The sequence below is a fragment of the Algoriphagus sp. PAP.12 genome (genome assembly GCF_026652115.1).
GTDB lineage: Bacteria > Bacteroidota > Bacteroidia > Cytophagales > Cyclobacteriaceae > Algoriphagus.
This window is the reverse complement of sequence record NZ_JAPPSQ010000016.1, coordinates 52356-72288: the sequence shown is the minus strand read 5'-3', so window position 1 is coordinate 72288 and position 19933 is coordinate 52356. Positions and strand designations below refer to the sequence as shown.

The 19933-nt window shown below is 39.1% G+C and carries 15 protein-coding genes; 12 read left to right on the top strand and 3 right to left on the bottom strand.

Going from position 1 to position 19933, the window contains the following annotated elements:
• The first annotated feature begins 235 nt into the window (after positions 1 to 235).
• Complete coding sequence (locus O0V13_RS17020) at positions 236 to 1501, top strand: sulfatase family protein (RefSeq protein WP_268036180.1); 1266 nt, start codon at positions 236 to 238, stop codon at positions 1499 to 1501.
• Here O0V13_RS17020 and O0V13_RS17015 read toward each other — a convergent pair whose 3' ends face one another.
• Positions 1502 to 2203, bottom strand: coding sequence for a hypothetical protein (locus O0V13_RS17015; RefSeq protein ID WP_268036179.1), 702 nt, complete (start codon positions 2201 to 2203; stop codon positions 1502 to 1504).
• A 261-nt stretch (positions 2204 to 2464) separates the two neighbouring features.
• On the opposite strand from O0V13_RS17015, the gene O0V13_RS17010 reads away from it, so the two are divergent.
• From O0V13_RS17010 to O0V13_RS16990, 5 genes are all read left to right on the top strand, one after another.
• Complete coding sequence (locus O0V13_RS17010; RefSeq protein WP_268036178.1) at positions 2465 to 3259, top strand: cation transporter; 795 nt, start codon at positions 2465 to 2467, stop codon at positions 3257 to 3259.
• A gap of 65 nt (positions 3260 to 3324) precedes the next feature.
• Positions 3325 to 5334, top strand: a complete 2010-nt coding sequence (locus O0V13_RS17005) for an FG-GAP repeat domain-containing protein (protein WP_268036177.1) — start codon at positions 3325 to 3327, stop codon at positions 5332 to 5334.
• A gap of 103 nt (positions 5335 to 5437) precedes the next feature.
• Entirely contained in the window at positions 5438 to 6778 is a 1341-nt protein-coding gene (locus tag O0V13_RS17000; protein WP_268036176.1) for a DUF3748 domain-containing protein, read from the top strand.
• 71 nt (positions 6779 to 6849) lie between these two features.
• Positions 6850 to 7608: a DJ-1/PfpI family protein gene (locus tag O0V13_RS16995; RefSeq protein ID WP_268036175.1), complete on the top strand. Its 759-nt coding sequence runs from the start codon at positions 6850 to 6852 to the stop codon at positions 7606 to 7608.
• A 159-nt stretch (positions 7609 to 7767) separates the two neighbouring features.
• A complete protein-coding gene (locus tag O0V13_RS16990; RefSeq protein ID WP_268036174.1) occupies positions 7768 to 9930 on the top strand; it encodes a S9 family peptidase in 2163 nt (720 codons plus the stop codon).
• Between the two features lie 226 nt (positions 9931 to 10156).
• On the opposite strand, the gene O0V13_RS16985 is transcribed toward O0V13_RS16990, so the two are convergent.
• Complete coding sequence (locus tag O0V13_RS16985) at positions 10157 to 10603, bottom strand: hypothetical protein (RefSeq protein WP_268036173.1); 447 nt, start codon at positions 10601 to 10603, stop codon at positions 10157 to 10159.
• 292 nt (positions 10604 to 10895) lie between these two features.
• On the opposite strand from O0V13_RS16985, the gene O0V13_RS16980 reads away from it, so the two are divergent.
• The 4 genes from O0V13_RS16980 to O0V13_RS16965 all read left to right on the top strand — a co-directional run bounded on the left by O0V13_RS16980 (position 10896) and on the right by O0V13_RS16965 (position 14392).
• Positions 10896 to 11183, top strand: a complete 288-nt coding sequence (locus O0V13_RS16980; protein WP_268036172.1) for a helix-turn-helix domain-containing protein — start codon at positions 10896 to 10898, stop codon at positions 11181 to 11183.
• A 5-nt stretch (positions 11184 to 11188) separates the two neighbouring features.
• Positions 11189 to 12439: a type II toxin-antitoxin system HipA family toxin gene (locus tag O0V13_RS16975; RefSeq protein ID WP_268036171.1), complete on the top strand. Its 1251-nt coding sequence runs from the start codon at positions 11189 to 11191 to the stop codon at positions 12437 to 12439.
• Positions 12440 to 12659: 220 nt separating this feature from the next.
• Entirely contained in the window at positions 12660 to 13124 is a 465-nt protein-coding gene (locus O0V13_RS16970; RefSeq protein ID WP_268036170.1) for a hypothetical protein, read from the top strand.
• A 320-nt stretch (positions 13125 to 13444) separates the two neighbouring features.
• Positions 13445 to 14392 carry an aldo/keto reductase gene (locus tag O0V13_RS16965; RefSeq protein WP_268036169.1) on the top strand — a complete coding sequence of 316 codons (948 nt, stop codon included), beginning with the start codon at positions 13445 to 13447 and terminating at the stop codon, positions 14390 to 14392.
• A gap of 58 nt (positions 14393 to 14450) precedes the next feature.
• Here the strand turns inward: O0V13_RS16965 and O0V13_RS16960 are convergent, their stop codons facing one another.
• Positions 14451 to 15041 (bottom strand): RNA polymerase sigma-70 factor, encoded by a 591-nt coding sequence (locus O0V13_RS16960; protein WP_268036168.1) that lies wholly within the window; start codon positions 15039 to 15041, stop codon positions 14451 to 14453.
• Positions 15042 to 15242: 201 nt separating this feature from the next.
• Between O0V13_RS16960 and O0V13_RS16955 the strand changes: the two genes are divergently transcribed.
• Positions 15243 to 16289 carry a FecR family protein gene (locus tag O0V13_RS16955; protein WP_268036167.1) on the top strand — a complete coding sequence of 349 codons (1047 nt, stop codon included), beginning with the start codon at positions 15243 to 15245 and terminating at the stop codon, positions 16287 to 16289.
• A gap of 131 nt (positions 16290 to 16420) precedes the next feature.
• The gene (locus O0V13_RS16950) at positions 16421 to 19933 is read left to right on the top strand and encodes a SusC/RagA family TonB-linked outer membrane protein (RefSeq protein ID WP_268036166.1); all 3513 of its coding nucleotides are present in this window, start codon (positions 16421 to 16423) and stop codon (positions 19931 to 19933) included.

Sequence of the window (19933 nt, the reverse complement as noted above, 5' to 3'; positions counted from 1 at the left end):
GGCCTGTTTTTAAAACAGGCTATTTTTTACTTTAAGATTCATATCAGAATTGGATTGGATGTAGGAGCTTGCCGGAATTTGATCCTCCTTAGAATTTGGTAAATTCAATGGAAATACCTTCTCACCCATGACAATAGCCAATAAAATTCTAAGATTTCATTCCATATTTTTGTTGCTGATTTGTATTATACAATCGAGTCCAACTAAGGCTCAAGCGCATTCAAAACCCAATATATTGATCATTTTCACCGATGATCAGGGATATCATGATGTTTCATATTATGGAACTCAAGACTTGAAAACGCCCAATATTGATGCTTTGAGAGCAGATGGGATGCGATTTGATTTTTTCTATACCAATTCCCCTGTCTGTGCTCCAACCAGAGCTTCATTGATGACTGGTAGGTATCCGGATAGGGTTGGAGTGCCCGGTTTGATCCGATTCAAGCCTGAGGATAATTGGGGTTTTTTAGATCCTTCAGCTGTTCTTTTGCCAGCTAAATTAAAAGATGCGGGATATCATACTGCTCACATTGGAAAGTGGAACCTGGGGTTGACGAGTCCAAATCTACCCAATCAGAAAGGTTTTGATCTCTTTCATGGCTGGTTGGAAGATATGATGGAGGATTATGTAGACAAAAGAAGAAATGGATTCAATTATATGAGGCTGAATGAGCTGGAAATAGATCCTTCTGGACATGCAACGGACCTATTTTCACAATGGGCTGTGAATTATATCGAATCTCGGGAAGATGAAGAAAATCCATTTTTCCTGTATTTGGCCTACAATGCACCTCATTTTCCGGTGCAGCCTCCAAAAGAATACCTTGACCGAGTAAAAGCTCGCGATCCAAACCTACCCGATAGAAGAGCGAATTTGATAGCTCTGATTGAGCATATGGATGATGGAATCGGCCAAGTAATCAAGACTCTCAAAGAAACTGGACAATATGAAAATACTTTAGTCATTTTCACCAGTGATAATGGGGGGCATTTGCCAGATATGGCCAATAATGGTGACTTGAGGGACGGGAAACAAAGTATGTATGAAGGCGGTCTTCGAGTGCCTATGGTGGCTGTATGGCCTGGGAAAATCAAAGCTGGAAGTACTAGCTCTCAGGTCAATACGACCATGGATGTCTATCCAACTTTAGTAGAATTGACAGGCTTAGATCAAAGAGATGATATGGATGGAAGGAGTTTTATGAATACTCTTTTGGGTAATGAAAGCCCTGAATCAAGAGAACTCTATTTTGTAAGAAGGGAAGGAGGTGTCAGATATGGAGGAAAGGCTTATCATGCTTTGAGAAAAGGAGATTGGAAATTACTTCAAAACAGTCCATATCAGCCTTTGGAGCTTTATAACTTGAAAGATGACCCTCGTGAGCAACATGATTTGGCAAAAGAACAACCTGAAAAAGTCCAGGAATTGAACCGTTTATTGATGAAGCATATTCAGGCAGGAGGCCAGGTGCCTTGGCAGAGGCCCAAAGAAAAATAATTAGTGGACCATGATTGTTTGTGATATATCAGCTTTGGTTTTTAATATAGCATGGATTCTTTTTTTGGATTTTGATAAGGACTCAAACCAAAAATAGAAATGGATGGAATTTCCAAGCAATAATATACTAACCAACAATGGAGGGTATTCATTTGATTTCCATAGAGTAAGAAAGGAGATTAATAAACAAACTGCCAAGATCATTCCTTTATAGGAAAGAGAAAAAATGTAAAATGTCAGATTCCATTTCTTGTTTTCTCTTAGCAAAATACTAAGGCCATCTACTAGAATAACACTCTCCATCAATCCCATTATTAATGGAAATAACATCAAATAATAATCCCATTTGAAAATTGAAAATAATAGGGAAAGAGCGATGTAAAATGCGTGATGTAATTTGACCGAGAATGGGAAAGAGTATGTATAAAGTCCCCAAATGTAAAAAGCCGAATTAAAAGAAATCATCGGTATAAAAAGGTTAGTATGACCAATTTGACCCCAAGAAGTAAATTCAGTCCAGGCGATTCCCAGACCCAATAGTAAGAAAATCGAATAAGAGACGATTTCATGTATTGTGATCAAATGAAGTTTGGAGTTTCCAGTCTTTCTCTTTATTAAACGGCCTAGTAAACCATGAAATAAGAAAAAAAGAAATGTGATACTTGTTGCAGATAGAAAAGAGGGAATGAAATTCCACGACATGAGAAAAATAGATTAACGAGTAAATTTTATTAAACCATCGATTTTTTCTGGATTGATAAAATCGTATCGATACAAGTTTGAATTAAAAAGGATTTAGGAGTTTTCGTAAAATAAACATCCGAGAAATTCAGAATTAAGGTCTAAAAACAAAGGGAAAAAATCGATCGGATTACAATTTATCAGTTATACCCCTTTTATCCAATTTTATCTTGAGCTTGAGTTTATTTTTAAAGTAAGTATAGTATTAACAGAATATAGAGAATGAAGAAAACCCAATTTGAAATTCCTAAAATGGATTGCCCCTCAGAAGAAAATCTAATTAGGTTGAAATTGGATGGCATGAAAGGAGTTCATCATTTGGATTTTGACATTCCAAATCGCCATCTCTTTGTTTTTCATGAAGGCAATTTTGAAGAAATCAATCGAGAAATTCTTTCCTTGAACTTGGGAGGGAAGGTATTAGAAACTTTAGATTCTGAAGAATTTTCCGGAGAAGATAATTCTCATCAGCGAAAGCTACTTTGGGCTGTTCTGGTCATCAATTTTGCGTTTTTTCTGATTGAAATGAGCACTGGTCTGATTTCAAAATCAATGGGTTTGGTGGCTGATAGCCTCGATATGTTGGCCGATTCATTGGTTTATGGATTGAGTCTTTTGGCGGTGGGAACCACTGTTGCTAGGAAGAAAAAAACAGCGAGAATAGCCGGGTATTTTCAGATGTCATTGGCTGTTTTGGGATTTGTTGAGGTATTGAGAAGATTTTTTGGAGTGGATCAAATTCCGGATTTTTCTACGATGATTGTGGTTTCGATTTTTGCCTTGATTGCCAATGCACTTTGCCTTTATTTATTGCAAAAATCAAAAAGTAAAGAGGAGGCCCATATGCAGGCAAGTATGATTTTCACTTCCAATGATGTGATCATTAATCTAGGAGTTATTGCTGCTGGTCTTTTGGTTAACTGGCTAGATTCCAGTTTGCCGGATTTGATTATCGGTAGTATTGTTTTCGTTTTGGTGGTGCAGGGTGCGATTAGAATCCTGAAATTGGGGAAGTAGGCTAAATAGTCTTATTTTCAATCGTTTCAGTATTAATACTAGCATAAATCCCTAAATAGACCGAAATGAAATTCAACTTTTCTGATTCTTTTTTTAAAACATCTTTATTAATAAAAGCCTTTATTTTATTCTCTGCTTTTGCTGCTTTATCCTGCACAAAATCTTCTGAAGAAAGAGTGGAGGAAACTCAAATTCCTGAAAAATCCGAATTTCAAATTGTCAAATACAATAACCCAGGAACCACATCCTTTGTAGGGGTAGGTCTTTGGGCTTGGCCACTTCCCATGGATTTTGATGGGGATGGGGATATGGATTTGTTGGTGTCCTGTCCGGATAAACCCTTTAACGGCCTGTACTTTTTTGAAAACTCTTCTGGAGATGATTTTCCAGTATTTGAACCGCCGGTTCGGCTAGGTGATGCGATTTCTCAAGTGCAAGTTTCTCACACTCCTGAGGGAGTGAAAGTGATGGGTTCAGGAACTTTGTTGACCAACTTCACTGAGCAATTGGGTGCAGAAAAGGAAGACATATTTCCAGCGGAAGAGATTCTAAAGGATTTTGGAAAGAAACCTCGGTTCAATCAATGGAAAATGGCCGACTACGATGGTGACGGTGATTTGGATATTCTGGTGGGAGTGGACGATTGGACAGATTATGGTTGGGATAATGCCTATAACCAAGATGGGGTTTGGACCAATGGCCCTCTTCATGGTTATGTCTATTGGATTGAGAATGTGGATGGAGCCTATGAAAATAAGGGCAGGATTCAGGTGCAGGGGAAAGATTTGGATGTTTATGGTGCCCCTTCACCCAATTTGGCTGATTTTGATGGAGATGGAGATCTGGATTTGATTACCGGAGAGTTTTTGGATAAAATGACCTACTTCCAAAATGTAGGAACAGCTACCCAACCTGAATTTGCAGCCGGTCAATTATTGGAGAATTCTGAAGGCCTGATCAAAATGGATCTGGAAATGATTATTCCGGTTTCCTTGGATTGGGATCAGGATGGAAAGATTGATTTGGTCGTGGGAGATGAAGATGGAAGAGTGGCCTTGGTCAGAAATACCGGTGAAGTCAAAGGGGGAATTCCGGTATTTGAATCACCGAAATACTTTAGGCAGAAGGCGGATAATTTAAAATTCGGAGCTTTAGTGACCCCGGTATCCTATGATTGGGATGAGGATGGAGATCTGGATATTATTGCTGGGAATTCCGCCGGATATATCTGTTTTATCGAGAATCTTTTAGACGGCAAAACCCCCAAATGGGCCGAGCCTGCTTTGTTGACTGTGGATGCAAGACCATTCAGGTCGCAAGCAGGGAAAAATGGCTCCATCCAAGGTCCAGCAGAGGCTAAATGGGGATATACCACGCTGTCTGTTGCTGATTGGGATGGCGATGGAAAGGGCGATATTATCTTCAACGGGATATGGGGGAAAGTGGAATGGCTGAAGAATTTGGGGAATGGAAATCTGGCAAAGCCTGAATCGGTGAAAGTAGATTGGGAAGGACAGGAAGTACCGTCACCTGCCTGGAATTGGTGGAAGCCCCAGTCCGATGAGCTGGCTCCACAGTGGAGAACTACTCCGGTGGCAATAGACTGGAATGAGGATGGATTAATGGATTTGGTGATGTTGGACCATGAAGGGTATTTGGCCTATTTTGAAAGGAAATCAAAAGATGGAGAATTAGTTCTAACTCCTGGACAACGGATTTTTTATGGGGAAAATGCTTCAGTTTTTTCCAATAAAGATCAGGTAAGAGATGAGAATCCTGGACTTTTAAGATTGAATGATAGTGATGCGGGAAGTAGCGGAAGAAGAAAACTGACTTTTCTCGATTGGGACAATGATGGGGATTTGGATATGCTCATCAATAGCGTCAATGTTTCACTTTTTGAACAAACCAAAACAGAGGATGGTAATGTCTATTTCAAGCATCATGGCCAGCTGACTGAAGATGTGTTGGCAGGGCATACCACCAGTCCGACCTTTGTAGATTGGAATGAAAATGGAATTTGGGATGTGCTAGTAGGGGCTGAAGACGGACATTTTTATTATTTGGAGAGATAGGATCGTGGAGATTCAATTCAATTTGAAAAATTGCATCGCCTTTTCATCCTTATTCATCGTATGGATTTTAACTTCGTGCCAGTCCAAGAGTCCAAATCAATCCATGGAGAAAATCCCAAATCTTAGTGCCCAAGAAAAACAATTGACATTTGAAGAAGGAGGTCACTTTCTCAATCAGCGACAGGTCTTTTCTCCCAATGATGAATGGGTAGTATTTGATGGAAGAAATGACGATTCCAAAATTGGGGAAAATGGTAATGTTGCTTTGCTCAACTTGGAAAGTGGGGAAATAATTGGCGTTTATTCTAATTCCAATCAATCCCAATTTGGACCAGGTGCTGGGGCTGTTAGCTATCATCCCCTCAAAGATGAAGTTCTTTTTATTCGAGGATTGTTGAATGCCAATCAGGGATCGCCTTATCATATCTCAAGGAGATCAGCTATAGGTCTTGATTTGACTGATAAACAAAACCCGAATTCCTTTCACGCAGATGCTCGAGATGTGAGTGCACCATTTACTATCGGTGCATTGAGAGGAGGAACACATGCCTTTAGTTACAGTGGCGATGGAGATTGGATCAGCTATACTTACAATGATGAGGTTTTGGAGATAGGATCCCAATCAAATCCAGAAGTAAAAGATCTAAGAACAATCGGAGTCATGATAGCGAATCATCCCGTCCAAGTGGATTCTGTAAATATGGAGGCTGAATTCGGGGGGACACATTTTTCTGTTTTGGCAGCAAGAGTAACTCCAAAACCTAAACCAGGCTCTGATGAAATTCAAAAAGCCTATGAAGAATGCTGGATTGGGACAGACGGGTATATCAATTCTGAAGGAAAACGAATCAAACGAGCATTGGTTTATTTGGGAGATGTGATTGATGAAAATGGAAATCTGGTAACCGAAATCTTTGTGTCTGATTTGCCTGAAGACCCTCAAGTATTGATGGAATCTCCTAACTTAAAAGGAACTAGAACTAGTCTTCCTGAAGTGCCAGAATCAATTCAGCAGCGAAGGATTACTTTCTCAACTGATCAAAAATTCCCTGGAATTCAAGGTCCTAGGCAATGGCTAAGAAGTTCTCCCAATGGGGATAGGATTTACTTTTACGCCAAAGGAGATGATGGAATAGTTCAGATATTTTTTGTTTCTCCCAATGGAGGAAAACCTATTCAAGTGACTCATTTGGCGAAATCACCCGAAACGATGTTCAGTTTAAGTCCTGATGGGGATTGGTTGGCGTTTGGGCTTGATAATCAGGTGTTAGTGGCTTCTGTTGCTTCTGGTGAGTTCTTCACTTTTGGAAGTGCCGGTGATGGAACTTCTGAGCTTTGCAATATCAATTGGTCCCATTCAGGTGATCGACTGGTTTATAATCGAAAAGTAGCTTCAGAATCAGGGTCTTATTTCCAGGTTTTTGAGTTGAAACCCTTTAATTAAATAATTCTTGTTTGTGTTTGGTTTTAGATTGTAGGTTCTACCTTTGGCGCGAAATCTAAACCAATCATTCTATGAATTTTTCAAAAATTAAAGATCAAATTTTCCTAGTCCTTTTGGTAGGTGCAGCACTATTAACTGGTTGTCAAGAAAAAAGCACGAATACTCAACTTCATTTGGATCCTTTGGCATCTTCAGATACTTTGACAACACACCTGAAGCCTTTTGATCCTGCTCTTCCAACTATTGGGCTATTGATGTACAATGGAGTCTTGCAGAGTGAAGTGGTTGCCACCTCTGATGTATTCGCTAAGCTTTCTGAGAATGGTCAGCAACTATTCAATGTGATTACCATTGCCGAAACAAAGAATCCGATCACAACTGAAGAAGGCCTTCATCTTTTGCCGGATTATACTTTTGAAAACAGTCCAAAACTGACTGCGATCTTTGTTCCAAGTGCCTATGATATGTGGTCGCAGGTTCATAATGAGAAGATTGTGAATTTTATCAAAGAGAAGAATAAGGAGGTGGATTTTGTAGTCAGCAATTGCGGTGGAGCTCAATTGATAGGAGAGTCAGGTATTGCTGATGGACATAAGATTGTTACTTGGATAGGTGGAGGTCCTGATTTGCAAAAGGAATATCCAAACTTGCTAGTTCAGGATGAAAATGAAGTGACCTATGTCAGAGATGGCCGATTTTTGTCTTCCAATGGAAATTTGGCCAGCTATGTTTCTGCATTAGAACTATTGGAAATCATGACAAGCACAGAACACAGAAAGTTTGTTGAGAGCTATTTGTATCTGGATAGACTTCAAAATTGGGAGAATTAAACTCCTTGGAATTCCTCTTGTTTTATTTCCATTAAACACCAAATTTTCCCTAAACATCCGATGAAATTTCCGATTGCTTAGGATTCATTTTTCATTTGCTGTTCTTTGTTTTAGGTTGAGGTTGAAAATTGAAGTTTTTACCACCTAAATATCAACCTTATGAGAAATAGAAATTGGATTTTGATGTCCTTTCTCTGGCTTTGGTGTCTTTCTCTCCAAGCTCAGGATAAAAAACCGATTCAGTTAAGCGATTTGACCAATATCGTAACTGTTTCGAGCCCAGAAATCACCCCTGACGGAGGGAAAGTGATTTATGTAAAGCATTACATGGAGGCTAAAAATGGAGGGGAATTTGACTATAAAAGTCAATTGATGATGATGGATTTGGCAGATCCTTCCAATGTCAAAGTTCTGAATAACCCAACCTATGAAATCTCCAATTTTTCTCTTTCTCCAGACGGAAAAAAATTGGCCTTTACCAAAGCATGGGAAGGAAAAGCACAAATTTGGATTTTACCATTGGATGGAGGAGAAGCTCAAGTTCTTACTTCGGAGAAAAATGGAGCTTCCTCTCCAATTTGGTCGCCGGATGGAACAAAGATTTTGTTCTCTTTTTCTGTTCCAGATTGGGCAATCGAAGGAGATCCTACTTGGGAAAACCCTAGACCTGGCAGAACCTATGGAGATGAACCAGATTATGCAGCTATCAAAGAAGGATTGGCAAAAGAAACAACTAAGGCTAACATGGATGGCTCTGTGGATGAGCTTCGTGCTTGGTTGGCAAAAAATGCCTCCAAAAATGATCCAAGAGTCATTGATCGATTGAATTTTTTGGGAGAAAGAGGGCTTTCCACAGATATCAGCTTTCGACATTTGGGAGTTTATGATTTGAAATCCGGTGAAACTGAAATTCTAACTTCTGGCTATCAGAGTTACGGTGGAGTCGCATGGTCTCCAGACGGATCTTTTGTCTTGGCTAACAGTGTGGAAAGTGATTTGCACCCTGATTTGAATTGGGAATTGAATTCCTCTATTTATAAAATCACTTTAGGAGATCATCAGATTTCTAAATTCCTTTCCTCCGATGATTATACGTATCGCGGAGTTACCTTCTCTCCAGATGGGAAATCTATTCTGATTTCGGCTCAGAAGACTGATGATAGATCATTTAACCAAAGTTTGTTGGGAGTTGCTAAGGCAGACGGGACAGGAATCAAATGGTTGACAGAAAAAGTGGATAGAAGATTAGGTGGAGAGCAATGGTCTGATGATAGTAAGTCCATCTATTTTGCCGGCGCTAACCAAGGAGGAGTTACCCTATACAATGCAACTGTTTCAAATGGAAAAGTAACTCCGGTAATCACAGGTCCTGTTGGAGTAGGCGGATATGATGTTCATGGAAATGAAATTGTTTATTCTTTGGTACAAGTTTCCAATCCCAATGAATTGTATCAATCTGATTTGATGGGGAAAAATGTGAGCCAATTGACCCATTATAACGAAAAATGGTTGGCAGACAGATGGGTTTCCCTTCCAGAGGCTCATCAGTTTAAGCAAGATGGTTTTACGATTGATTATTGGGTGATGCCTCCATATGGATTGGAGGAAGGCAAACAGTATCCGACTCTATTAGAAATGCATGGAGGGCCTACTGCCATGTGGGGTCCGGGTGAAGCTAGTATGTGGCATGAATTCCAGGTTTTGGCAGGTCGAGGCTATGGAATCGTCTATGCCAATCCAAGGGGAAGTGGAGGCTATGGCAAAGACTTCCAAAAGGGGAATTATCAGGATTGGGGTGATGGGCCTGCAAAGGATGTGTTGACAGCTTTGGATAAAGCGGGCGAGGAGTATCAATGGATTGATGAAGATCAATTGGTATTGACCGGTGGATCTTATGCGGGATATTTGACAGCTTGGATTGTAGGTCATGATCACCGTTTCAAGGCAGCTTTGACTCAAAGAGGAGTTTATGAATTGACCTTTTTCATGGGTGAAGGAAATGCTTGGAGATTGGTTCCAAACTATTTCGGATATCCTTGGGAAGAGGGAGCCAAGGAGATTTTGGAATACAATAGCCCACAAACCTATGTACAGGATATCCAGACCCCTTTGATGATTTTCCATGGGGATAATGATCTGAGAACAGGAGTGAGACAATCCGAATTGCTTTATAAGAGTTTGAAAATCATGGGTAAGCCTGTTGAATATATCCGATATCCTCAAGAAGGACATGAACTTTCCAGGTCTGGGGCAATCCATAGAAGATTGGATCGAATCGGAAGAATTGTGGAGTTCTTTGAGCGATATGTGACTCATCCCTGAGTCCTGGATTCTATAGTTTTGATAGGCCATTCTTTTCGGAGTGGCCTATTTTTTTCGTACACCCAACATGTGCAATAACTTTAGGGTGTAAGTCCCGAATACGTCATGGCTTTGGAAGTGTTAGCGTAAAGCGTGGGTGTCCATCCCGAGGTGCATTGGCTAAAATTCATTTAAAGAATAATTTTATCGGCTTTTTTCATATTTCTACTTCGCATAATAAATGCGATTAGCCCTTGGGCATCCAATATTCTAAGTCGAAATTTTTTAATCGTTCTACAAAAGCTTCCTGGGAAACCATAATGTCATCTATTCTGCTTACAAGTTTTTTGATAAAGGTTAAACGAACGGATTTGCCGTGTCCAAATGACCTCTTTTTGCCATTAGGTTCCTTCTCAAACTTCATTTTTGGACTACTGCAAAAAATAAAGATGTCATTGTCTTTAGCTGAAGGTTCCGACCAAATACTGTGAATGAATGAATTTCTTTCGGACTTGATGTAATTCACCTCTTCTAATATTCCTTTGAGTATTTCGTGTTCGTAGTTGTGGCGGATATTAATAGTTTTGATGAGTTTGATATTAGCATCAAGACTATTCTTTTCAAAAAGATAAGCATTAAGAACATCATCATCTGATATAAAAGCCCCAAGCATATCTCTCACAAGAACTTCCATTTTCGCAAATCTGTCAGAAAGCAGCCCTATATAGAATTAGAATTCTTGTTCAATATCCGTGTATTCTTTGTAACGTTTTGGCATTGGTTTTAATTTAATAGGTTAAGGACTTTCAGCTATTCCTCTTCATTAGATTTATCTAAATTAATTGTTACGAATAGACTCTTTTGGTATAAAGTTTAAACTCTTTCCTGTCCGTGTAAATCAAAAGGTAGCTCTCGAATGCTGGATTTTCCATAAAATGTTGCTAATTAACAACAAAAATACTAATTTTGTAGTAAATAAACAACAAATGAATTCAAGAAAGGCAGTCGTATTACCAAAGTTTCAAAAGATTTTTGACCAAATCGGTGAAAATATCAAACTGGCACGAAAGCGAAGAAAGCTCACGACAGAGCAGGTTTCCGAGCGTGCGGGCATTCACAGGGCTACCCTTTATCGAATAGAAAAAGGCGACCCGGCCGTGGCCATTGGTCTGTATTTTAATGTGCTTAGGGTACTAAATCTTCAGGATGATTTCTTGAAGCTGGCCAATGACGATGCATTTGGCAGAAAACTACAGGATTTGGATTTACTATAATAAAGATGGCAGAAGGAAAATTTGATATATACGTTTTTGCAGACTGGGTGGGCTTGGAAGGTCCGACCCTCATAGGTACGTTATCCGCACATTTTGCCAAAGGAAAGAAAGCCTTCAGTTTTAAATATGACAAAGATTGGTTAAAAACGGATACACAACGGCTTTTGGACCCCGATATTGAATTCTATTCCGGACCACAGTTCCCAGCCAACAAAGAGAATTTCGGAATATTCTTGGACAGTATGCCGGACACTTGGGGCAAGGCCTTAATGAAGCGTAGGGAAGCACAGGATGCAAGGGCAAATAATGAGAAACCGAAGACCTTATACGAGATAGATTATTTGCTAGGTGTGTTTGATGAAAGCCGTATGGGGGCCTTACGTTTTAAAACGGATTTGGATGGCCCTTTTCTGGACAATGATGCCCAATCCCCAACACCGCCTTGGTCGTCCTTGGGAGATTTGCAGGAAGCCGTCAAACAACTGGAAAGTGATGACCAAAGTGAAGCCATCAGAAAATGGATAGCTGTTTTGATTGCACCTGGTTCCTCTTTGGGTGGTGCCAGACCCAAAGCCAATATTTTTGACACACAAAAGAATCTATGGATTGCCAAGTTTCCATCAAAAACCGATACCATTGACAAAGCCTTATGGGAGTTTTTGGCCTATCGATTGGCCATAGCCTCCGGAATTGAAATGGCAGCATCCAAAGTTGAAAAGATTAGCGGCCAATACCATACTTTCCTGACCCAACGATTTGATAGAAAGGGTGAAAATCGGATACATTTTGCCTCGGCAATGACAATGACCGGTAATACCGAAAATTCAATAAAAGACGCCTCGCCAAGTTATCTTGAAATTGTCGAGTTTATAGAGAATTACGGTGTTGATGTAGAAGCTAACCTACACCAGCTTTGGCGGCGTATTGTATTCAATATTGCGATTTCCAACACGGACGACCACTTGCGTAATCACGGGTTTATTTTGACCGATAAGGGCTGGATGTTATCACCAGCTTACGATCTAAACCCGTCCATCGAAAAGGATGGACTTTCCTTAAATATTGATATGGACGATAATGCCCTGGACTTTGATTTGGCAAAAAGCGTAGGCGAATATTTTCGTTTGAGTGAAGAAGAGATGGATACTATTTTGGATGAAGTACTTTATGTAGTTAAGGACTGGAAAAATATTGCCAAGGAAATAGGTATAAAAAATGCAGAGATAGAGCTGATGGCTAAGGCGTTTAAAGAATAAAATTCAATCAGGCAAGACCATAATAAATATAATAAAATCAATAGAAGAAGGCAGAAAAGAAGAAGGTAATAGGTCAATTGCCGATAAAATAAAGAAACGATTACACGACTTAGATAAAACTGTAGAGAATATCCAGGGAAGATGGGCGTGGGAATTATTGCAAAATGCCAAAGACAGCATTGCAGATTATCCTGACAGGAAAATATCTGTATAAATAGAATTGGATGAAAACCAAGAAGTCTTTAGGCATAACGGCATTCATTTCACTGAGAAAGATATAAAGGGTTTAATTAATCAAATCTCTTCAAAAGAAGTAGAAGGTGGAGAGAAAACTAATAGAACCGGGCGATTTGGCACAGGCTTTTTAACCACACATTTACTTTCTCGTAAAAGTAATATAGAAGGAATAATAGAGACCGACAGTTTAGAAACTTTTCGATTCAAATTTCCTTTAGATAGAAGCGGCAACACAATTTCTGAGCTCGTGCCACTAGTCGAAAACGCTTGGACAGAATTACATACCTCTGTGGAACGTGTTAATTCTAATTACAATGATGAATTTGGCTATAATACTTCATTCACCTATCAACTACACACTAAAGAACAAAAAGAAATAGCAAGTATTGGTATAAGACGGAGCAAAAGGAAAAGCTGTAACGAAAACTTTAACAATTGTGGAGAATGATGAGAATTAGTAACCTGTAAAAGGAGAAAGAGGGTGTAAATCCTTTGTTGTCCAAAATCTTAGTTAAATGAAAGCAGCAAGGGATGGGAGACTATTACACACGGTGCTGGGAAAGGTTTGGGTCTCACCCGGTTTTTTGAATCGGATCCATTGATGGGGCATTTCTCCCTTTTAAATAGAGAATAAATCGTTTAGATAATTCGCTTGATTATATCCTTTTTCTAGGAATCAAATAAAGGAGCAGTCTGTTTTTTAATTGTCTTTATGGAGGCAATTTTCCAATTAAGATTTAATCATAACCAAACAAAAACCAACGTAAAATGAGTGAGTTAGTAACGATCTCCCACACAGACTTGAAAGTCGGCAGGATCAATTTGGGAGGGAATGTTTTTGGATGGACTTTAGATGAAAAAGAGTCCTTTCAAATTCTGGATGCCTTTGTAGAGGCAGGATTTAACTTTTTAGATACTGCAGATACCTATCCTTGGTGGGTCAATGGTACAGGAGGTACATCGGAAACGATCATAGGGAAATGGATGAAAGAAAGGGGAAATCGAGATCAAATTGTGGTCGCAACAAAGGTTGGTTCACAAACTGAAGAACATGGATATGATATTAGCAGAAAGCATATTCTTAAGTCGGTCGATGAATCACTGAGCAGATTGCAAACTGATAGAATTGACCTTTATTATTCGCATTTTGATGATGGAGTTACTCCTGTCGAAGAGACTCTTTCCACCTATGATGAATTGATCAAGGCAGGAAAAGTAAAATATGTCGCAGCGTCTAATCTTTCACCTGAAAGACTCCAGGAGTCCTTTGAAGTATCTGAAAAAAATAACCTTCCTAACTATGTGGCCTTACAGCCTCATTATAATTTGATGGAGCGTCAATCCTATGAGTCTACCTATTTACCAATAGTTAAAAAATATGACCTTTCGGTTTTCCCATATTGGGCTTTGGCTGCGGGATTTTTGACTGGTAAATATAGAGGTGAAAAGGATTTGGGGAAAAGTGTTAGAGGGGAAGGGGCAAAGAAATATTTGAATGAAAAAGGAGCTCAAGTAATTAAAGCGATGGATAAAATTGCTGAAAAACATGAGTGCAAGGTGGCTTCGGTTGCTTTGGCCTGGCTGATGGCACAGCCTAATATTGGAGCGCCTATTGCCAGTGCTACCAGTATTTATCAATTGGAAACTTTAGTCGAAGCTACCAAGGTCAAATTAGATCCAGTGGATTTGGAATTATTGGATTGCGTAAGTGCATAATATGAAAACCCTCCTTTTCAGACTATTAGAAAAGGAGGGTTTATTTTTTATAACTGATTTAAAGGATTGGAGTTTGGCACAAGAAAAGGATCACAGAAAGACCTATTCCCACTTTTCCTTCTTTAAATACCTCCTTAAAATCCTGGAGAGCCAAATTCAAATGATTTTCAACGGTCTTAGTTGTAATACCTAGCTGACTTGCTATTTCTTTATTGGAAAGTCCATGAATTCTTGATAGTTCAAAAACCTCTCTTCTCCTTTCGGGAAGTTTTGTCAAAGCCTCCTCCACAGTACTTTGGAGCTCGGATAGGTTCATGTTTTGCTCCACATTATTCACAGGCTTCATGAAATTCATTTGATATTCTTTGGCTGCCTGATATTTGATTTTCGCTTTGAAGCTATCTATGATGATATTTTTACTGATTGTCAGGATATAGGAGTAAAGTTGCTTTTCCGGATTGATTTTACTTCGATTTTCCCAGACTTTAATAAAAACAACCTGAGTAATTTCTTCAGCTTCTGATGCATTGAGACCATACTTGATGCAAAAACCAAAAATCTTTTTATGGTATTGGGTATACACCTCTTCGAATGCCTTTTGACACCCGTTCTGAAGATTTTGAGCTATTTCTGGTCCTAAACAGTTCATTCGAGAGGAGGACTTTTTCTAATTATATCGACAAAATATTTTACAAAATTAAACCAAGATAGTATAAAATTTTATAAAAGCTATAAAGATTCAAGTTAATTATAGGTTAAAAATATAATTGCAGAAAAAAATCATTTTTTTTTTAAAAGTGCTTGGGGGGAATGGAGCCTTTTTCAGTATCTATTATTAAAAGCACAAGAAATGAATTCTGATATCCTGAAAAAATTCTTTAGTGGGAAGGCAAATCCAGACGAAGTCCATCAGATTTTGATTTGGATTAATAGCCCTGAAGGTCAAAAGGAAATGGAGCAGTTAATGGAGGATTTTCAGGATGAAATTGATCTGGACGAACATACAAGTGAAAGAATAAAGGAAAGTGTTTTTGAGAAAATCAATCTCCCTAATCTTGCAGAGGAAAATGATTCTAGGAAGGTAGATGACATTGCTAAAATTTCTAAAAGAGGAAGAAATTCCGGGTTGAAAATTGCTATCGCTGCCTGTTTTACTTTTTGCGCTCTATGGTTCTTTTCCTCCAAAATGAATGTTTTTGAGAATAAGGTAGAGGATAAGCAAGTTTCTCAAGCAGTTAATTTTATTGAAAGATCTGTATCAAAAGGACAAAAGCTAAAGATAAAATTGGGAGATGGGAGCGAAGTTCACTTGAATACTGAAAGCTCTATTCGATTCCCTGAGAAATTTTCCTCTGACCAAAGAGAAGTGTTTTTGGAAGGGGAGGCATTTTTTGATGTAAAACCTGATCCAAACCGACCATTCATAGTCCATACAAAAAGCCTTCAAACCAGAGTGCTGGGGACCTCATTTACAGTAAAAGAAATAGAAGGGAATCCCGCTGGTTTGGTGGCTGTATTGACAGGTAAAGTTCAAGTTTCCATTCAAGATGCCGCAACTGGTTTTGATGTCAGGAAAGTTGATTTGGAACCAATGGACGCAGCGTCTTTTGATTTTAAGAATAAGTCAATGCTGAAAAAGAGGATTGATTATGATGATGTCTTTGCCTGGAAAGACAATGTGATCAGTTTCAAAAATGCCACTTTTCAAGAGATTATTTCACGCCTAGAAACTTGGTATGGGGTTGAATTTTCAATTCCAAAAAACTTTAACGCCGAAAAAGATTATTCTGGAAAATTTGAAAACCAGACACTTGAGGAGGTCCTTATTGGGCTTTCTTTCATTTATGATTTCAATTATAAAATAGAAAAAAACCGAATTGCCATCCTTAAAAACTAAAGCCTATGAAAAATGAAAAAATGACTTGAAAGCAAAAAGATCATCGATCAAAGCTGGATTTGGCCGTGCAGCAATGACCAATGATCTAAATGATTACAGACAATAAAATATTATCCATAAACAGCATTATTATGAACACAAAGTTACTGAAAAAAGTTGTAACAATGGGAAAATACACCTTGTTCGGTATGATTCTTCAGTGCTTTTTCTATAGCACTATGTTAGCCGAGACGGGGAAGGCTCAATCCAAATTGGATGAGACTTTTATTTCGATCAACAAGGGTAGTCTTCAGGTAATTGATCTTTTTAAGAAGGTTGAAAAAGAGACTGATTTTGATTTTTCGTATAGAAGCTCCGATGTAAAAGGACAGGTTTTACAAGCCTCCGAAAACCTCAACCGGATTTCGATTGAACGCCTTCTTGAAGATATTTCTAGAAGCACAAATTTAAAGTTCAGACAGGTCAACAATTTGATCCATGTTGGAGTCAAGTCTGTTGAAACAAAGTCTGAAAATTGGCAAGCGGAAGTTACCGTGACAGGAACCGTATTGGATGAAAATCAGGAACCCATGCCTGGGGTTACGATCACGGTTTCTGGAACTACCAAAGGAACTGTAACTGATGTAGATGGAAAATACACCATCTCCGTAGAAGAAAATGCCACTTTGGTATTTTCCTTTATTGGTTATGAAAGCCAGACAGTAGAGGTAGGAAATAGAAGTGAGATCAATATTTCCATGGGTGAGGACACCAAGTCATTGGATGAAATCGTCATCGTTGGGTATGGTACTCAGAAAAAAGTCAATTTGACCGGGGCGATTACTCCAGTGAATTCTGAAGAGATCAATGAAATTCCGACGACCAATCTATCCAATACCTTGGCAGGTAGGGCACCAGGTGTAAATGTAACGGGCACCTCTGGACTTTCAGGTTCTTCATCCTCAATCCGGATTCGAGGAAGCTTTGGGGATCCGCTATATGTCATCGATGGGATCGTAAGAGACAAAGAGGCCTTTGATGCTTTGAATGCCAATGAGGTAGATCAAATATCCTTTTTGAAAGATGCAGCCTCTGCGTCAATTTATGGTTCCCGAGCTGGTAATGGGGTTGTTTTGGTGACAACCAAAACAGGTGAAAAGCAAAAAATGACGGTCAATCTGCTTTCAACATTTACTACCATGAGACCGACTCAGGAATTGCTTTCAGATAAAACCACTGCGACAGATGAGTTGATTTACCAAAATAGAGTTGCTGAATATTTGGGAACAACTCCTCCGAATGGCCCTGAAGAATTCGAATATTTTGCAAACAGAAGTTATAACGTAAATGATTTCATCTGGCAGAATCCTTTCAATCAGAATTATGCTTTGAGTGTAACGGGTGGAAATGATCAAGTGACCTATTACTCTTTATTGAGTTATTTGGGTGAAAAAGGATCCTATAAATCTGTGGATCATGGAAAGTTTAATTTAAGAACTAACGTTTCGGCAAAAATCACCAATCGAATCACGATTGATTTGAATGTTTCTGCTACTCAACAGAACCATGATCGTTTCTACTGGCCATTCTCAGGGGATGATGATTACGATGTCTCCGATTTGTATCGTGTGAGTTTCAACTGGCCTAAAGTTTACCCTTATTATTTGGAAGCAGATGGTACTCCCGCTGATTATGTAACGGATTATCCGGTTCAGACACCTATGGGTAGCTGGCAAGCATGGAGTGTGATTGATCAGATCGTTGGTGATCGCTATATCAAAACCCGAAAGAGACAAGTGAATACAATCTTGGGATTGAATTTTGACCTGAGTGACTTGGTAGAGGGACTTTCTACAAAAGTGACAGGTAATTACCTGGCAAAAGATTACATGAGAAAGAAGTACTTGACCTATCAAAAGAATTATGTCTTTATTCAGGCTGATCCTGATGGGAACAGATTTTTGCCGGCAGCTCCTGATCCAAATCGAACCAATATTTTCAGTTTTAGCCAGAATCAGGAGTTTCTAAGCTATGAATTGCAAACGGCCTGGAGCTATCAGTTCGACTGGTTTTTAAATTACAATAGAACTTTTGACAAGCATGGAATTAATGCCATGGTTGTGTATGAAGAGGCTCAAAGCGGTCTTTATGGAGCCTTTGCAAAAGCTGAGGATCCTTTGACAAACTATGATCAGGACTTTGTTTACTCTCAGGATGCGGAAAGAAGATACGGGAGAGGTTATGAATCCATTGGAGCGAGAAGATCTTTGATCGGTCGTGCCAATTACAACTTCAATGAAAAGTATATCGCAGAGTTTTCATTCCGATATGATGGAAATACCTTATTCCCTAAAGAAAGCCGTTGGGGCTTTTTCCCTTCTGTTTCGGCAGCATGGAGAATAGGAGATGAAGACTTTATGTCTGGTACGTCAAGCTGGTTGGATGATTTGAAAATCAGAGCTTCATACGGGACTACGGGTAATGACTTGGATGTAAATAACAATCGAATTTCTCCGTTCTCTTATGTTTACACTTACAGAAATAGCGGTAATTATATTTTCGGGGATGACCTATATAGTGGAATTGCGCCAGGTTCAACTCCAAATCCTAATTTGACCTGGGCTACTTCTACCACATACAATGCCGGATTGGATTTCGAATTGATGAATACCAAGCTTTCCGGTTCCTTGGATGTTTTCTACAAAAAAGAAGTAGATATTCTAGGTTCTCGAATTGTAACGCTTCCGGATAATTATGGTCAATCTTTGGCACCGGAAAATTATGCCGAAAGATCCTGGAGAGGTGGAGAGTTTTCTTTGCTTTACAGAGACCAGGCAAATGCCGGAAAGATTAACTACTCTGTCTATGGAAACATCGGTTTGGCTAAAGACCAATGGGATGTTTTGGATCAAAACCCAATCTATTTGGAAGGTGGAAACAGAGAAAATGAATCCATCATTGGGCAGCCAAGCAATAGGATTTTTGGATTAAGAGCTTTGGGTATTGTTAGAACTCAGGAGCAATTGAATGAATTGTTGGAGGCTGGATTCAAGCAGTACGGTAGAGATCCATATTTGGGAGGTCTCTATTTTGAGGATATCCGAGGAGATGGTTACTCTCCGGGTCCTGATGGCAAAATCGATGGAAATGACTTTCAGTTACTTTCTACCAATGCTACTCCTAGATTGAACTATGGCTTTGGCTTCAACTTGGATTGGAGTAATTTCTCAGTAGATGCTCACTTCCAAGGTGTCGGTGTATATGATAGAATCATCAGTAATCAAGAAGGTGCAGGGATGCGTCAGCATGGTGGTGCGATTCGTCCTTACTATCCACTTTGGGCTGATGATGTTTGGACACCTGAAAATCCAGATGCAAAATATCCAAGACCTATCGGTAGAAACTGGTATGAGTCAGGTACAGGTTCCACGTCCTTTTGGATAAGAAATGGCGCTTACCTTAGATTGAAAAACCTCAATATCGGCTATAAATTACCAGCAGGACTTCTTTCTAAACTCAATATGTCCAGTGCCAAACTTTTCTTCAATGGCACCAATTTGTTCGCCATTTCCGATATGAAGGAATTCCACGATCCTGAGCAGAAGAACTACGATTCTTTTCCTCTGATGAGATCATTTACACTTGGTTTGGATGTTAAATTTTAA

Bases quoted from the DNA above. Each gene is read 5' to 3' on its own strand.
- O0V13_RS17015 (WP_268036179.1), bottom strand. From the start codon at position 2,203: ATGTCGTGGAATTTCATTCCCTCTTTTCTATCTGCAACAAGTATCACA.
- O0V13_RS16980 (WP_268036172.1), top strand. From the start codon at position 10,896: ATGAATTCAAGAAAGGCAGTCGTATTACCAAAGTTTCAAAAGATTTTT.
- O0V13_RS16960 (WP_268036168.1), bottom strand. From the start codon at position 15,041: ATGAACTGTTTAGGACCAGAAATAGCTCAAAATCTTCAGAACGGGTGT.
- O0V13_RS16995 (WP_268036175.1), top strand. From the start codon at position 6,850: ATGAATTTTTCAAAAATTAAAGATCAAATTTTCCTAGTCCTTTTGGTA.
- O0V13_RS16985 (WP_268036173.1), bottom strand. From the start codon at position 10,603: ATGGAAGTTCTTGTGAGAGATATGCTTGGGGCTTTTATATCAGATGAT.
- O0V13_RS16965 (WP_268036169.1), top strand. From the start codon at position 13,445: ATGAGTGAGTTAGTAACGATCTCCCACACAGACTTGAAAGTCGGCAGG.
- O0V13_RS16990 (WP_268036174.1), top strand. From the start codon at position 7,768: ATGAGAAATAGAAATTGGATTTTGATGTCCTTTCTCTGGCTTTGGTGT.
- O0V13_RS16955 (WP_268036167.1), top strand. From the start codon at position 15,243: ATGAATTCTGATATCCTGAAAAAATTCTTTAGTGGGAAGGCAAATCCA.
- O0V13_RS17000 (WP_268036176.1), top strand. From the start codon at position 5,438: ATGGAGAAAATCCCAAATCTTAGTGCCCAAGAAAAACAATTGACATTT.
- O0V13_RS17005 (WP_268036177.1), top strand. From the start codon at position 3,325: ATGAAATTCAACTTTTCTGATTCTTTTTTTAAAACATCTTTATTAATA.
- O0V13_RS16975 (WP_268036171.1), top strand. From the start codon at position 11,189: ATGGCAGAAGGAAAATTTGATATATACGTTTTTGCAGACTGGGTGGGC.
- O0V13_RS17010 (WP_268036178.1), top strand. From the start codon at position 2,465: ATGAAGAAAACCCAATTTGAAATTCCTAAAATGGATTGCCCCTCAGAA.
- O0V13_RS16950 (WP_268036166.1), top strand. From the start codon at position 16,421: ATGAACACAAAGTTACTGAAAAAAGTTGTAACAATGGGAAAATACACC.